Annotated in this window: 11 protein-coding genes; 7 read left to right on the top strand and 4 right to left on the bottom strand. The window is 64.0% G+C overall.

The features are described from left to right. Nucleotides 1–5 precede the first annotated feature (5 nt). Together E8E95_RS11975 and E8E95_RS11970 are read left to right on the top strand one after the other, a co-directional pair. Nucleotides 6–668, top strand: coding sequence for a response regulator transcription factor (locus E8E95_RS11975; protein WP_179058335.1), 663 nt, complete (start codon nucleotides 6–8; stop codon nucleotides 666–668). Between the two features lie 28 nt (nucleotides 669–696). Continuing rightward, the gene (locus E8E95_RS11970) at nucleotides 697–1554 is read left to right on the top strand and encodes a DMT family transporter (protein ID WP_280350310.1); all 858 of its coding nucleotides are present in this window, start codon (nucleotides 697–699) and stop codon (nucleotides 1552–1554) included. A 404-nt stretch (nucleotides 1555–1958) separates the two neighbouring features. On the opposite strand, the gene nahK is transcribed toward E8E95_RS11970, so the two are convergent. The 4 genes from nahK to pqqF form a co-directional block, all read right to left on the bottom strand. After that, a complete protein-coding gene (gene nahK, locus E8E95_RS11965) occupies nucleotides 1959–4586 on the bottom strand; it encodes a hybrid sensor histidine kinase/response regulator NahK/ErcS' (RefSeq protein ID WP_280350308.1) in 2628 nt (875 codons plus the stop codon). Next, on the bottom strand, nucleotides 4516–5682 hold the full coding sequence (nosP, locus tag E8E95_RS11960) for a nitric oxide-sensing protein NosP (RefSeq protein ID WP_280350306.1): 1167 nt from the start codon (nucleotides 5680–5682) through the stop codon (nucleotides 4516–4518). The genes nahK and nosP overlap by 71 nt, the downstream gene beginning before the upstream one ends. A gap of 312 nt (nucleotides 5683–5994) precedes the next feature. After that, the gene (locus E8E95_RS11955) at nucleotides 5995–7143 is read right to left on the bottom strand and encodes a porin (protein WP_280350352.1); all 1149 of its coding nucleotides are present in this window, start codon (nucleotides 7141–7143) and stop codon (nucleotides 5995–5997) included. Between the two features lie 285 nt (nucleotides 7144–7428). Next, complete coding sequence (gene pqqF / locus E8E95_RS11950) at nucleotides 7429–9828, bottom strand: pyrroloquinoline quinone biosynthesis protein PqqF (protein WP_280350304.1); 2400 nt, start codon at nucleotides 9826–9828, stop codon at nucleotides 7429–7431. A 293-nt stretch (nucleotides 9829–10121) separates the two neighbouring features. Here pqqF and E8E95_RS11945 point away from each other — a divergent pair, with 293 nt between their 5' ends. The 5 genes from E8E95_RS11945 to gcvP form a co-directional block, all read left to right on the top strand. After that, nucleotides 10122–10448 carry a hypothetical protein gene (locus E8E95_RS11945; RefSeq protein WP_280350302.1) on the top strand — a complete coding sequence of 109 codons (327 nt, stop codon included), beginning with the start codon at nucleotides 10122–10124 and terminating at the stop codon, nucleotides 10446–10448. 402 nt (nucleotides 10449–10850) lie between these two features. Continuing rightward, nucleotides 10851–11075 (top strand): hypothetical protein, encoded by a 225-nt coding sequence (locus E8E95_RS11940; RefSeq protein WP_077521398.1) that lies wholly within the window; start codon nucleotides 10851–10853, stop codon nucleotides 11073–11075. 176 nt (nucleotides 11076–11251) lie between these two features. After that, entirely contained in the window at nucleotides 11252–12775 is a 1524-nt protein-coding gene (locus E8E95_RS11935; protein WP_280350298.1) for a sigma-54-dependent transcriptional regulator, read from the top strand. 550 nt (nucleotides 12776–13325) lie between these two features. Beyond that, the gene (gcvH, locus tag E8E95_RS11930) at nucleotides 13326–13703 is read left to right on the top strand and encodes a glycine cleavage system protein GcvH (RefSeq protein WP_280350295.1); all 378 of its coding nucleotides are present in this window, start codon (nucleotides 13326–13328) and stop codon (nucleotides 13701–13703) included. Between the two features lie 9 nt (nucleotides 13704–13712). After that, nucleotides 13713–16189: aminomethyl-transferring glycine dehydrogenase (gene gcvP, locus E8E95_RS11925; RefSeq protein WP_280350293.1), on the top strand; the 2477-nt coding region annotated here is incomplete at its 3' end.

The following is a 16189-nucleotide window of genomic DNA, read 5'->3' as shown; positions in this document are numbered from 1 at the left end:
AGGCCGTGTACAAGATTCTGATTGCCGATGACCACCCGCTCTTCCGCGAAGCCATCCATAACGTCATCAGCGATGGTTTTCCGGAAAGCGAAGTGATGGAGACCGCCGACCTGGACAGCGCGCTGGCGCTGACCCAGGAGCACGACGACCTGGACCTGATTCTTCTCGACCTGAACATGCCGGGCATGCACGGCCTGAACGGGCTGATCAACCTGCGTAACGAGGCACCGACCGTGCCGGTGGTGATCGTCTCCGCCGAGCAGGACAAACAGGTGGTGCTGCAGGCGATCACCTATGGCGCGGTGGGTTTCATCACCAAGTCTTCGCCCCGCGCGCAGATGACCGATGCCATCGAGCAGATCCTCAACGGTAACGTCTACCTGCCTTCGGACATCATCCGCACGCAGAAGGCCTCGCCGCGCCGCCACCATGATGAAGCCAGTATCCCGCCCGAACTGCTGCAGGCCCTGACCCGCAAGCAGTTGCTGGTGCTGGAGCGGATGACCAAGGGCGAGTCGAACAAGCAGATCGCCTACAACCTGGACATCGCCGAGACCACCGTGAAGGCCCACGTCTCTGCGATCCTGCGCAAGCTCAACGTGCACAACCGGGTACAAGCCATTCTCTCGGCCAGCGATATCGACTTCACTGCTTACCTGCGTCGCTGACCATCCGGGTACTTCCCTAAGGACGACCATGCCTGCCGCCCGCACGCTGCTGTTCACGGCCCTGGCCATGCTGGCCTTCGCCGGCAATTCCCTGCTCTGCCGACTCGCCCTCAAGCACACCGCCATCGATGCGGTGAGTTTTACCGCTATCCGTATCGTCGCTGGCGCCCTGATGCTCTGGCTATTGCTGCGCCTGCGCCGCCAGCCCCTGGCGGCGACCGGCAATTGGCGCGCAGCGGCGGCGTTGTTCGTCTATGCCGCCGCCTTCTCTTACGCCTACTTGCAACTGGACGCCGGTGCCGGCGCGCTGCTGCTGTTCGGCGCCGTGCAACTGTGCATGGTCGTCTTCGGCCTGCTGCGCGGTGAACGGTTGAACCTGCAACAAGCGCTGGGCTTCACCCTGGCCACGGGAGGACTGGTGGTCCTGCTGCTGCCCGGCGCCAGCGCTCCCCCGCTTTTTGGCGGCCTGCTGATGCTGCTCTCCGGCCTCGCCTGGGGTGCCTACACCCTGCTTGGCCGCCAGGCCGGCCCGCCGCTGGCGGCCACCGCCGGCAACTTCATCCGCGCCCTGCCCTTCGCCGGATTGCTCCTGTTGCCTTTCATCGGCCAACTGAAGCTGGATCTGCCAGGCTTTAGCTACGCCGTGCTTTCCGGCGCACTGACGTCCGGCATCGGCTACGCCATCTGGTACAGCGCCCTTCCGGGCCTCGGCGCCCTCCAGGCCGCCAGCGTGCAACTCAGCGTTCCGGTCCTCGCCGCCCTGGGCGGCGCAGTGCTGCTTGGCGAACACATCAGCCTGCGTCTGGCACTGGTGTCGGTGGCCGTCCTCGGCGGCATCGCCCTGGTGCTGCGGGCGAAGTTCCAGGCGGTGCCGCAGCGGGTTTGAAGTAAACCCTTCCTGTGGGGGCCGCTGCGCGGCCCTTCGCGAATAAATTCGCCCCCACAAAAGAACGCGCCATCCTGCATCTGGCATTCGCGTCGGCTGCTGTCCCTGTGGGGGCGAATTCATTCGCTGAGCAGGTCGCAGACCTGCCGTAGGTTGGTGCGGGCCACGCTGGTCTGAGCTTGCGAAGCCCAACAGCGATGGTGATCGGGAATCGTTGGGTTTCGCTTCGCTCTACCACAACCTACGAAGAACGGTCCGTGCAGTTGTGGGAGCGCTCCATCCACCAATCGCGCCACGCCGGACCATAGGTTGGCGTTGAGCGAAGCGAAGCCCAACAGCGAACCTGATCGGTAGCTTTGAGTTTCGCTTCGCTCAAGCGGAACTCCGTCCGCGACAACCTACCTTCACCGCTCCAACAAATGACTCATCGCCGTCTTCAGCTTCATCGGCCGCACCGGTTTGTGCATCAAGGTATGGCCCAGCTCGCGCATCTGCTGCTTGAGTTCGTTGCTGTAGTTGGCGGTGATCATCAGGGCTGGAAGCGGCGTACTGCGGCGGGCGTTGATGGTGGCCACGGCGTCGACGCCATTGCAGTCATTGTCCAGGTGGTAGTCGGCGATCAGCAGATCGGCTTCGGCGTGGAAGTTTTCCACCTGGCGTGCCAGGTCTTCCTCTGATAGCGCGGTGGTCACCTGGCAGCCCCAGCCTTCCAGCAGTGTGCGCATACCTGCACATATGGCGGCGTCGTTATCCAGCACCCAGACCCGTGCCCCTTGCAGGCGCTCCAGCACCGCCTGTGGTTCGTCGTGCTGCAGCTTCTGGCGCGGTATGCGACGCGCCAGCGGCACCTCCACGGCGAACAGCGAACCCTTGCCCAGCACTGATGACACGTGGATGCGGTGGCCGAGCATGCGAGCGATCTTTTCGACGATGGCCAGGCCCAGGCCGAGCCCGCGATCCTGCTTCTCGCGCACCACTTCACCGCGTTTGAACTCCTGGAAGATCTCGCCGAGCTTCTCCTGTGCGATGCCGACCCCGGTGTCGTGCACCTCGATCCACAGGCTCTGCCGACGGCGCCGACACCCCAGCAGGATGCGCCCGCTCGGTGTATAGCGGATGGCGTTGCTGAGCAGATTGCGGAGGATCCGCGCCAGCAGTTGCAGGTCGCTGCGCACCAGGGCCGAACTGCCCACGAAGTCCAGTCGCAAACCTTCGCTGGTCGCGACCTGCCGATACTCCACGGCCAGATTGTCGAGCAGTTCGCTCACCGCGAAGGGCGCGATATCCGGCTTGATCACCCCGGCATCCAGCTTGGAAATGTCCACCAGGGTCCCCAGCAGGTTCTCCACGTCTTCCAGTGAATTGCTGACATTGCGCACCAGCGCAAGGTTGCAGGTCTGGCTGCGCTGTTCCAGCAGTGCGCTGGTGAACAACCGTGCGGCATTCAGGGGCTGCAGCAGGTCGTGGCTGACCGCTGCGAGGAATTTGGTCTTGGACAGGTTGGCCTTTTCGGCTTCGAACTTGGCCTCCCGCAAGCGCAGTTCGACCTGGGTGCGCTCGTCGATCTCGCGGCGCAGTTGGCTATTCAGTGCGGTCAGCTCGGTAGTGCGCTCACGGACCCGCTGCTCCAGGTTCTGGTAGGCCTGGTGCAGGGCCTCAGCGGTGCGGCGACGCTCGGTGATGTCACGGATCAGCACAAAAATTCCGACCACTTCGCCATTGGCCAGGCGATTCGGCACGTAGGACCGCAGCATGCAGCGGTCCTGACCATTGTGATTGGTCTCGGTGACCTCGAAGGACAGGCTTTCGCCATTCAGCGCCCGCTCCACGTAAGGCTCGAGGCGTCGCCAGTGCTCGTCGCTGTGCACCTCGCGCAGGCTCTGGCCGAGCATCGCGCCGCGCGGCCAGCGGTACCACTCCTCGTAGACCTTGTTGGTGAATTCGTAGATGAGGTCGGAGCTGAGGTAAGCGATCAGTGCGGGAACATGGTCAGTGATCAGGCGAATCCAGCGCTCACTCTCGGCCAGCATCTCGGCATGGCGATAACGCTCGGTGATGTCGGTGAAGGTATTGACGAAGCCGCCGGTGGGTAGCGGGTGGGTACGAACTTCCATTACCCGGCCGTTGTACAGGCGCTGCTCCATCTCACGGACAGGACGACCATTGGCGTCGCGGGTGTCGGGGGTGAGCAATGGCAGCTCGCTGTCCGCCATGACGCCCGCGAACGCACGATGCGCTTCCAACGGCGCCAAGCCGCAGAGTTCGAGGAAGCGGTGGTTCCAGAGCTCCAGGACGCCCTCGGCACTGACCATGGCCACCCCCTGGGAGAGGTTGTCGACGGCGCGCTGCAACAGCCGCGACTTCTGCGCCAGGGCCTGCTCGCGGCGAGCGGTTTCGCTCTGCTTGACCTCGGTGATATCGGTGTAGAGGATCACCAGCCCGCCTTCACGGGTCGGTCGCTCGCTGACCTGCACCCAGCGCCCGTTATGCAGGCGATAGAGGACATTGTCATCGCTGCCACGATGCTCTTCGACGATCAGTCCGGTGCTTTCGGCCAGGCGACGGATTTCCGAAAGCCGGGTACCGGCGCAGATGCGCGCGCGGGTCCTGGCCCAGAACGACTTGAAGCGGCTATTGAAGAGGACGATGCGCTGGTCTCGGTCGAATAGCACAAAGGCGTCGGAAATGCTTTCGATGGCGTCGATCAGATGCTGGTGGGCGGTTTCCGCGCGCAACCGGGCGTCACTCAGCAGCCGGTTGCTGGCCTTGAGTTCGGCCATGGCCTGGTTCAGTGCATCGGTTCGCTCACGCACCTGCTCGGCCAACACCACCGAATGCTGGAAGGCGGCGTAGCTGTCGTCGTGGCGCGAGGCGCTGGACTCCACCCGCTCGATCAGCGCGGCATTGATACGCCGCAGCTTGCGGTTCTCATCTTCGAGCGCAGTCAGGCGTGCCTGCTGTTCAGCGGCATCCATTGCCACCCCGACGGCCAATGGCGACTCCAGTGAAGGTCTGGTTGATGTGCATGCCATTGAACTGTTCCCCATAGGAGTTGAAGCCGATGACCCGCTGCCGACGCAGGATTTCTGAGGTGCGAGCCACGGCGTCTGCGTCGTTCTCGATCTCCAGCCGACGCAGGAAGCAGTCGCAGCCGATGGTCACCAAGGGCGCGCCAAGCCGCTCGCCAAGACGCTCGAACAGCGCTTCCAGGTTGGGCAGCAGTGGGCCGGTGCGCATGGCGGTCAGGACAATGCCGTTCTCCACCGCGCAGTAGAAGGTCAGGCTGAGGTCCGCATTGACCCGCTGGATGGAACGCACGTAGTACGAATCTCCCAGGCGCACCGCCAGGGGATGCGCGGCGAACACGCTCAGTTCGAGGGCCTCGAGCGGTACACCGATCATGCGCGCATAGACTTCGGCTGCAGGTTCCGCGTTGAGTTCGAAAACCCGGCGGCTGGCGTTGTCGGCACGGGTGACCACAAGTTTCTCGGTACCCGGCAGGATGTGATGGGTGCTGAACACCTCGAAATCCAGCGCGGTGTTGATCAGCACCACCACCGCCGCGCCCGCGTGGAAACGCCCTTCGTAATAGACGTGGGTGTGCTTGAGGTGATGATCGTCGGCGGCCGAACCACCAAAGTGCGGGATGCTGCCGAAAGCGGCACCGAGCGCCGCCAACACCACTTCCTCGCGACTGGACAGGCCGTCCAGGAGGGTCAAGGCGAAGCTGTGGCCCTTGATCGGCACCAGGGAATCGGCCCGACAGTCCTGCACCAGCCGCTCGACCAGTTGCTGGGCGTCGATCAGACCGAAACGATCCATCTCATCCACCAGGGCGCTAGCGATGGAGAAGCTGCGATGGTCGAATCCGACCGCACTGACGCAGTTGCGGCCATATCCCTGCGGCGTGATTTCCCCGGCGCTGGTGCAACCCACCAGGCGCACACCCCCGAAATACTGCTCCAGTGCATGACCCAGCGCTTCGAGGTCGTATTCGGCCGAACAGAAGAACAGCACGAACCCCAGGTGCGGGTGGATGAGCTGGCGCGCCAGGTCCTGGGCCACGGCCTCCGCCTCGCTGGCCATCGACATGGCGGTGACGACGCCCTCTGCCGGTTCTTCGAGCATCCTCGGTCTCACTCAATAGCCTTGTTCGGGATAGGGAAATTCTACGGAGGGGGTCCGGGACGCCCCATCCTTCTTGGGTAGCGGCGGACTAGTCCGAAGGTAGTGGGCTGGCGGGCGCATACCCTGTAGGGGCGAATTCATTCGCCAAGCAGGCCGAAGGGCTGCCCCTGGGAATCCGATTGGGGTCGCTTCGCAACCCTTGGCGAATAAATTCGCCCCTACAAGAGCACACCGCCCACTGTGTCCCGGAAATAAAAAAGGCGGGAGGACAACAGTCTCTCCCGCCAAAACCGGAGCAATCTCGATCAGGGCTTACCAGGTCAGCACGGCACCCAGGGCAACGGTGTCGGTGTCTTCGTTCTGGGTATCGCCCTCATGGCCATCGATCTCGAACTGGTTGTACTCGGCCACCAGCTTGAGGTTGTCGTTGATGTCGTGGAACAACGCGATACCGCGGGTTTCGTAGTCGGCACCGGTGTTCACCACGCCGTTGCCGTCGTCCTTGGTCTTGCCGTAGGACAGCGCCAGGCGGTTCTTGCCGAAGCGGTAGGAGCCCTGCAGCAAGTAGCCGTCGCTGTCCACTTCGCGCAGGGTCGGCTCGCCGGCGTTGTTGGTGAAGAAGGGGTTGATGCCCTTGGCCTGGAAGCCGGAGCCCACCAGGGTGAAAGCGCCCATCTTGGCCTGCACGCCGTAGCCCAGTCCCTTGGAGGTGACGCTGTCGACGTTGGGGTCGGTGTTTTCCGAGGTCTGGTAGGCACCGTTGACCCAGGAATAGATCTGCGCGCCGCCCAGGTCGAATTCGTAGGTGATCTCGGACTCGAAACGCGGGTTTTCCTGGTAGGCCTTGCCGGTGGGGCTGTCGTCATTGGTGTCCACCGGGTCCATGATGCCCACGGCTGCACGGAGGCCGTCGGTTTTCGGGCTGCGATAGGTGATCTGCGACGTCGGGAACGGATAGGGATAGCCACTGCCGATGTTGCCGAAGGACACGCCGCCGCCATCCACCAGGCCAAGGGTGTCGCTGACCTGGCCGTAGCCGGCGAGCAGTTCATCGAGCAGGATGTTGGAACGCGCGAACAGGCCAAAGTCTTTGCCTACCAATACCTCGCCCCAGTCGCTGCCGGCGGTGCCGTAGAACTGGCGGACGTCGATGGCAGTGGCGGTGCCGTTGGTTTCGCTGTCGTTGATAGTGACCCAGAAGGAAGAACGGGCGCCGAGCTTGAGGTCATCCACCTGCTTGCCCATGTTGAAACCGATCCAGTTGGGCAGGAACCCCATCTTTACCCGCGACTGACGACGGTCGAACTGTTCGCCGTCGCGATCCACGTCGCTGTTGACGTAGAAGGCGTTGACGTAGCCATCCGTGGAGAAAGTGGTCTGGTCCTTGTCGTAGAGGACAATTTCCGCGGCTGCCTGCTGAGTGGCCAGGGCTACCGCTGCCGCGAGGGCGAGGCGGGACATACGGGCTTGGGCGATCTTCTTGTTGTACATGACGCTCTCCGCTGTGGGTTGACGACCGGGCAGGTCAGTCGTGTCGGAGGCGATTATCGAAATGCCCGTGGGGCCGCCATACGCTGCATTGGCAGCGGTTCGCCACTGCTTTGGCCGGGTCGAGCGAGCCACATCGGCAAGGCTTAAGACCGGGCACCCCCAAGGTCGTAGACCCGCGGACCCAGGCACAGCACAAAAGGACGAAGCCCATTCGGGTTCGTCCTTCAGAAGTGCGAAAGGAGTGGATCAGATGAGTCAGTGCCAGCTCGATGCGGGCGCTTCGGCGTTGGCGAGGGCCTGGCAACGCAGACCGGCGATCAGGAACTCCTGCCGTTGCAGCAGATGCGCAGGCTGCAGTCCCGCCAGGGCGCGGCGTACCTGTAGCGAATGGTCGGCCGGCAGGCCCGCCTGGTGATCGAGCCAGCACTGATGGGCATGGGTGGCGAAGCACGTGCCTTGCCGGTCCAACTGCTGGTCGAGAGCCTGGACCAGGTCGTGCAGCTGGGCCTGATCGAGGCTTGCCATGCACTCGCGCTGTCGCAGAAGGAATTCCTGGATGTGCTGATAAAGACCGACAGCGCCCTCACGCGGCGACTGTACGGCGAACAGCACGCCTCGATGCCCATCGAACTGCCTGAAGCCACAGGCCAGGGCATAACCCAGCTGCAACTCACCCCGCAGGCGCTGGTGAAAGGCGGGTTCCAGTATGCGCGCCAGGAGGCGCCCAGCGGCTTCGGCTTCCGCGCTGAAGGAGTCAAGGGGATAGAACAGCAGCAACGCCGCTTCACCTTCCACATTCAGTCGATGCCAGGTGCGCCTACCCTCCCCGGCCACCCGGCTGGATATATCTGGCGAACCGGGTAAATCGATATCCACCGCCACATCGCCCAGTCCCAACCCCTGCCAACGCGATCCCCACCAGAAGCGCGCCAGTGATTCAGGATCGAACACGGCAGGTGCTTCCGTCGGTGCATCGTCGAGCACGCCCGGCAGCCGTTGCAGCAACTGGCGGATGGGCAGCTCGCCGGCCTGGCGACGCACTTCGCTTTGCTGCAAACGCGGCCCCTGAGCCAGTGCCCAGAGCGGAGGCGCCTGCAAAACGGGCAGCACGTCGCCGGTAACCTGGCGCAAGGCTCGCACCTCGCCTTGCAGAGCCAGCGTCAAACCGCCACGCGCCGCCTGCAGCCCTCCCTCGACGCCCGCCTGAGCGGCGCCACTCAAGAGCGGTCGCAGCGCTCGCCGCAAGCCATGCGCAAGCCCATCAGGCAATCCGCCTGCACCGGGGCTCCAATGAAGGAAGAGTGCGCCTTGCCCGGGGGCGTCCGGCCGCTCCGGCAACACGGTCATAAGCGATTCGGTCGCTGATGCAGTTACTGTCGGACTCAGGTAGGGATTGGCGGGCGGAAGCTGCCAGCGACTTACGGACGGCGCACCCGAGCAAACGTTCAGCCGCTCCAGATGCAAGGGAAACCCTGCAGACTCCACATTGGGCGCACCGACTGACGTGCTGGTTTCGAGGCGTATCAGGCGTTCTGCTCGCATCTCGTCCAGCAGCGAACGCACATCTGCCTGCTCGGGAAGCCCTGGCGCCATCGCGACGTCCAGCGGGTCCAGGCGATCCATCCTGCCCTGCAGGATTTCCAGCCGCTCCTCCCAGACGCCCGGCCACGGCGCTGAAGCGCGCAGGAAGGCCAGCCAGCTCAGTACTTCCGCCTCCAGTCGAGCGCAATCCGCACCTGGCACCCGATCGAAGTCCATCAGCAACAGGCCCTGCCCGCGATAGGCATAGGAAAGACGCACCTGCACACCGTCGCTCAGTTCGAGAAAGCCGAGCCTTGCTTGCAGGCCACCGGGCGCCTCGTCCTGGATCAGGCTGTCGAGAAAGGCAACGGCGGCTTCCAGAGCGGCACCCTGTTGATCCAGCACGAAGGCCAGCAGAAGTTTTTCGGAGCCGCCTGGTAGCCCGAGCCGAAGCCGGCTCTCACGCAGGGGCAGCAAGGGCGGCGCGTCCGGGACGGACCGATGGTTTCCCACCAGCAGCGGCTCAGCCTGGCGTCGAACGAGTTCGAGTTGCTGGTCCAGCGACTGCGGCGCCACCAATGTCAGGCGCATGCGGCCAGGCTGGTAGTGTTCCCGGTGGAATCGGCGGAGGGTCGGCATGAATGCAGGCGCGTGCAGGTCCAGGCTGGCAGCATTGCCCGCATGGAAATCCGCCAGTGGATGGCCGGGTGCCAGGGCCCACGCCAGCGCGGCTTCGCAGAGGGTCTGCCGGTCCTGCGTACGGGCGCTGTACTCGGCTTGCAGCACGTCACGCTCGCGCCATATGGCCGCCGTTTCCAGCAAAGGATTGACGAGCATGTCCATGAGTCGCGCCAGCGCCTGGTCGAGGTGCGTTGCCGGCACTTCGCAAAAGAAGCGTGTGCGACGCGCCTGAGTGCTGGCATTGACCCGTCCGCCCAGGCGCTGGACGAAGGGAATCAGGCTCTGCTCCGGCGGGAAGTCGCGGCTGCCGAGAAACACGAGATGTTCGAGGAAATGTGCAAGCCCGGGGTACTCGGCCGGCTCGTCATGGCTGCCGCCTTCTATCTCCACCAATACTGCGCCCATCGCTGTACCGGGGCGCTGCATCAGGTGTACCTGAAGGCCGTTCGCCAAGTGCATGTCCTGCGATCGCTGCTGCGCAGTGGATTCGAAATGAAGGGGCATGGCAGGCCGTACCAGATAGGGATCAATCCTAGATTCGAACCCTACCAAAAGGGTAGCAATGCTGCTTTGGAACTAGATCAATGCTGTCTGCGTCCTATTCCTGCAGCGAGATAGCCAATCTCCTACATGCTGTTGAGAGATTTCCCATCACCAGTTACCGCCGTGACTCCATCGCCGTGACAGCCATCTCAAATCGATAATGGCGCATCGCCACATGGACTGATGGCCCAAGCGGAGCACTCATGGACCAGATTCCCGAACAACAAATACCGCAAAGTGAAATTGCCTTGCTGGCCAATATCCTGGCCCTCACCACCCGCAACATGACGGCAATCACCACCCTGCTGGCAAAAGTCACCGCCAACATGGCCGGCTCGACCGACAACAACCTGCAAGCGGCGTCGGTCGGTCTGCTGGACCAGGTAACCGGCCTTGGCCACGACCTCGAGCTGCAATGGGACCTGATCCAGTCACTGGACCGTTTCTGTCCCCTGCTCGCCCGTACGCCGCCGGCGCGCACCTCCCTCGTTACCGAGATCAACATCAGCCAATTACCGCAAAGCCATTAAAATGGCTTGATTTTTGCTCGGCGATCCTTTAGGGTCGCCTCCGTTAGTACCAAGTTGTAAGTCAATCCGGCCTTCCGATCCCTCGCCTCTCACCCCTGAGAAGCCCAACCCAAAGGGACCCGGCCACCCCCGCCGACTCACCGACCGCAACGCCGCCGAAGGCGATGCAGTAAAGCTGTCATGAGCACGCGGTAGATTGACCAGGACTGCCAGCCGAGCCAGACCCTTGCCCGGCGCAGCACCTGGCATCCCAAGTACCAGCTGCCAGAGCTTGATCCCGATCGGGGAACTTCATGCCGGCACCCTTGCTCCGATAAGGATCATCCGACCAGAGTGTGTTACTCGGCGGATTCGGAGCCATTGTCTGGCGGCCCATGGCCGCAAAACGAAGGAAGCAACACGATGACCATCCATCATCAAGCACAAGCTGCAATCAGCACCCTGACCCACGCATTTGCGCCGTTCACCTGCCATATCACCGCCGCTCGCAACGGCAACTTCAGCTTCACCATCGTCAACGAGTTTGGTGTCGCCCGTCACAGCGAGCGTTTGTACCCGGAGCACTATGGCGACGCCGATCATCTGAAGAACGTGATCGACCGGGCACAGAAAGCCCTGACCTGCTGATGCGACAGCCGCAAACGAAAAGCCCCGCCGATGCGGGGCTTTTTCATGGACAGCAAAAACCGCTGGCGTAGGCATCGACTCGACCCGGCTTGAATGACTGCACCGCGACGACCTGTTACCTAAGGACGACAGACCGGGCATAATTCGCCCCTTCAAATCGCCAGCCCAGCGTTTCCATGCGAATTCACGTCACCTTCATCGACCGCGTCGGCATCACCCAGGAGGTCCTGGCCCTGCTCGGCGGCCGCAATCTCAATCTGGATGCGGTCGAGATGGTGCCGCCCAACGTCTACATCGATGCCCCGACCCTCAGCCCGGAAGTACTCGACGAGCTGCGTGAGGCCCTGCATGCGGTGCACGGCGTGCAGGAAGTCACGGTGGTGGACATCCTGCCCGGCCAGCGCCGGCGCCTGCAGCTCGATGCCTTGCTGGCGGCCATGACCGATCCGGTGCTGGCGGTGGACGGCGCGGGCCGCGTCCTGCTGGCCAATCCGGCGCTGATCGCCCTTTACGGTGACGAACCCGAGGGGCAGCCGCTGGCGCAACTGTTTGGCGACGACAGCCTGCACAGCGCCCTGCTGGAGCACAGTTTCCGGCTCCCTCTGCGGGAAATCACCCTCAAGGGCCAGGCGCTGCTGCTGGATGCGGTCCCCATTACCGAAGGCGACCACCTGGCTGGCGCGCTGCTGACCCTGTACCAGCCCAACCGCATCGGCGAGCGCCTCTCGGCCCTGCACCACGACCATGCTGCGGGAGGCTTCGATGCGCTGCTGGGCGACTCGGCGCCCATGGCCACCCTCAAGACTCGCGCCCAGCGCGTGGCGTCACTCGACGCCCCCCTGCTTATCCATGGCGAAACCGGTACCGGCAAGGAACTGGTGGCGCGCGCCTGCCATGCCGCCAGCACCCGGCGCAACCAGCCCTTCCTGGCACTGAACTGCGCGGCACTGCCGGAAAACCTGGCTGAAAGCGAGCTGTTCGGCTATGCACCCGGCGCCTTCACCGGCGCCCAGCGCGGCGGCAAGCCCGGCCTGCTGGAACTGGCTCACCAGGGCACGGTGTTCCTCGACGAAATCGGCGAGATGTCGCCCTACCTGCAGGCCAAGCTGCTGCGCTTCCTCAGCGACGGCAGCTTCCGCCGGGTGGGTGGCGACCGCGAGATCAAGGTGGACGTGCGCATTCTCAGCGCCACTCACCGCAACCTGGAAAAGATGGTCGGCGAAGGCACCTTCCGCGAGGACCTCTTCTACCGCCTCAACGTGCTCAACCTGGAAGTGCCGCCACTTCGCGAGCGGGGGCAGGACATCCTGTTGCTGGCCCGCTTCTTCATGCAGCAGGCCTGCACTCAGATCCAGCGCCCGGCCTGCCGCCTGGCACCCGGCACCTTCCAGGCGCTACTGGGCAACCGCTGGCCGGGCAACGTGCGTCAGCTGCAGAACGTGATCTTCCGCGCGGCAGCCATCTGCGAAAGCAGCCTGGTGGAAATTGGCGACCTGGACATTGCCGGCACCGCCGTGGCGCGGGCGAGCGATGGTGAAGTCAACAGCCTGGAAGAGGCCGTGGAGAACTTCGAGCGGGCGCTGCTGGAGAAGCTCTTCGTTACCTACCCGTCGACCCGTCAGTTGGCGGCGCGCTTGCAAACTTCCCATACAGCCATTGCCCACCGGCTGCGCAAGTATGGGATTCCGGGCAGAAGCTGATCCAATTTCTGGATAAATATCGTATCTGGTTGAATTTAAAAGATTTACAAGCAGATAACTCAATCCATTGTGGGGGCGAATTCATTCGCTGAGCAGGCCGCAGGCCTGCCTTTCGGACGCAAAAGGGGGCCGCTACGCGCCCCTCAGCGAATGAATTCGCCCCCACAAGAAAACAAAGCCTCACGAGTTAATCTATAGCATTACATAAGAATCATAAACTACTGATAAATATGACTTTTTATATAAACACACCTCACATCGTATCGAAATCGCTACAGCGTAATGATTTCGATACGAAACACTGAAACCCGCACCACGCTTGCCTCTCCTATGTTCGCCTGGCACCGCACCCGGTGACCTGTAGCGAATTCAGTACAGTAAAACTCATCCCGATTCTTCATAAACACACCCAATGCCTTGATAGATAAGGCTTTCAGCCTTCTGGCACTGCCCTTGCTAAAGGCCGGGCAACAGCGCGCGGCCATGACCGCGTGCGGGGCTAAGCGCCTGGCAGAAGAAACAGGCGCGACATACGAGTTGAGGACCAAGAATGAGCAATTTGCGTTTCACCGCCGACCACGAATGGCTGCGCCTTGAAGCAGACGGCAGCGTCACCGTTGGTATTACCGAGTACGCGCAGGACGCGTTGGGCGATGTGGTCTTCGTCCAACTCCCGGAACTGCAGGCCTACGCCCAAGGCGCAGAAGTCGCCGTACTGGAATCGGTGAAGGCCGCCAGCAACATCGTCATGCCGCTGGACGGCGAAGTGATCGAAGTGAACCAGCAACTGGCCGACAGCCCCGAACTGGTCAACGAAGAGCCGCTCGGCAAAGGCTGGTTCTTCCGCATGCAGCTGGCCGACGCCAGCATCCTCGACGGCCTCCTCGACCAGGCCGGCTACGAAAATCTGCTGAAAGCCAACGGCTGAGGAAAGACCATGAGCATCGAAACCCCGGCCCTCGCCACCACCAACGAATTCATCGCCCGCCACATTGGCCCGCGCGACGCCGACACCAAGGCCATGCTGACCCTGCTCGGCTATGAGGACATCGAAGCCCTCTCCGCCAGCGTCATCCCCGACAGCATCAAGGGCACCAGCGTGCTCGACCTGCCGGCCGGCCAGGGTGAGGCCGAAGCGCTCGCCGCGATCAAGGCCATCGCCGCGAAGAACCAGCTGTTCAAGAGCTACATCGGCCAGGGCTACTACCCCTGCCACACCCCCAGCCCGATCCTGCGCAACCTGCTGGAAAACCCGGCCTGGTACACCGCCTACACCCCCTACCAGCCGGAAATCTCCCAGGGTCGCCTGGAAGCCCTGCTGAACTTCCAGACCCTGGTCAGCGACCTCTCCGGCCTGCCGGTGGCCAACGCCTCCCTGCTCGACGAAGGCACCGCCGCCGCCGAAGCCATGACCTTCTGCAAGCGCCTGGCGAAGAACAAGGCCAGCCACGCCTTCTTCGCCTCGCAGCACTGCCACCCGCAGACCCTCGACGTGCTGCGCACCCGTGCCGAGCCGCTGGGCATCGAGGTGGTGATCGGCGACGAGCGTGAGCTGACCGACGCCAGCGCCTACTTCGGCGCCCTGCTGCAGTACCCCGCCGCCAACGGCGATGTCTTCGACTACCGCGAACTGGTGGCACGCTTCCACGCCGCCGGCGCCCTGGTCGCCGTCGCCGCCGACCTGCTCGCCCTGACCCTGCTGACCCCGCCCGGCGAGTTCGGCGCCGACGTCGCCCTCGGCAGCGCTCAGCGCTTCGGCGTGCCGCTCGGCTTCGGTGGCCCGCACGCGGCCTACTTCGCCACCCGCGACAGCTTCAAGCGCGACATGCCCGGCCGCCTGGTCGGCGTCTCCATCGACCGCCACGGCCAGCCGGCCCTGCGCCTGGCCATGCAGACCCGCGAGCAGCACATCCGCCGCGAGAAGGCCACCAGCAACATCTGCACCGCGCAGGTGCTGCTGGCCAACATCGCCAGCATGTACGCCGTCTACCACGGCCCGCAGGGCCTGACCCGCATCGCCAACCGCGTGCACCAGCTGACCGCGATCCTGGCCCAGGGCCTGGCCAAGCTGGGCTTCACTGTCGAGCAGGAAAGCTTCTTCGACACCCTGACCCTGGCCACCGGCAGCAAGACCGCCGAGCTGCACGCCCAGGCCCGCGCCCAGCGCCTCAACCTGCGTGAAGTGGACGCCGTCCGCCTCGGCCTGTCCCTGGACGAGACCACCACCCAAGCCGACGTCGAGCAGCTCTGGGCGCTGTTCGCCAACGGCCAGGCCCTGCCGGCCTTCGCCGCGCTGGCCGCCAAGGTCGCCAGCCGCCTGCCGGCCGCCCTGCTGCGCCAGAGCGCGATCCTCAGCCACCCGGTGTTCAACCGCTACCACTCGGAAACCGAGCTGATGCGCTACCTGCGCAAGCTCGCCGACAAGGACCTGGCGCTGGACCGCAGCATGATCCCGCTGGGTTCCTGCACCATGAAGCTGAACGCCGCGAGCGAAATGATCCCGGTGACCTGGGCCGAGTTCGGCGCCCTGCACCCCTTCGCCCCCGCCGAGCAGAGCGCCGGCTACCAGGAACTGACCAGCGAGCTGGAAGCCATGCTCTGCCAGGCCACCGGCTATGACGCCGTATCCCTGCAGCCCAACGCCGGCTCCCAGGGCGAGTACGCCGGCCTGCTGGCGATTCGCGCCTACCACCTCAGCCGTGGCGACGACCAGCGCGACATCTGCCTGATCCCGCAATCGGCCCACGGCACCAACCCCGCCACCGCCAGCATGGTCGGCATGCGCGTGGTGGTGACCGCCTGCGACGCCCGCGGCAACGTCGACATCGCCGACCTCAAGGCCAAGGCCGAGGAGCACAAGGACCGCCTCGCCGCGCTGATGATCACCTACCCGTCGACCCACGGCGTGTTCGAGGAAGGCATCCGCGAGATCTGCGAGGTCATCCACGCCAACGGCGGCCAGGTGTACATCGACGGCGCCAACATGAACGCCATGGTCGGCCTCTGCGCCCCGGGCCAGTTCGGCGGCGACGTCTCGCACCTGAACCTGCACAAGACCTTCTGCATCCCCCACGGCGGCGGCGGCCCGGGCGTCGGCCCGATCGGCGTGAAGGCCCACCTGGCGCCCTTCCTGCCCGGCCACGCGCACATGGCGCGCAAAGAGGGCGCGGTCAGCGCGGCGCCCTTCGGCAGCGCCAGCATCCTGCCAATCACCTGGATGTACATCCGCATGATGGGCGGCGACGGCCTGCGCCGCGCCACCCAGATGGCGATCCTCAACGCCAACTACATCGCCCGCCGCCTGGAAGAGCACTACCCGGTGCTCTACACCGGCAGCAACGGCCTGGTGGCCCACGAGTGCATCCTCGACCTGCGCCCGCTCAAGGACACCAGCGGCATCAGCGTCGACGACGT

Origin of the sequence: Pseudomonas sp. BN414, assembly GCF_029871275.1 — a bacterium.
GTDB classification, from domain to species: Bacteria; Pseudomonadota; Gammaproteobacteria; order Pseudomonadales; family Pseudomonadaceae; genus Metapseudomonas; species Metapseudomonas resinovorans_C.
Note: the sequence above shows the minus strand (reverse complement) of the source record. Positions and strands in the feature narration are given on the sequence as shown.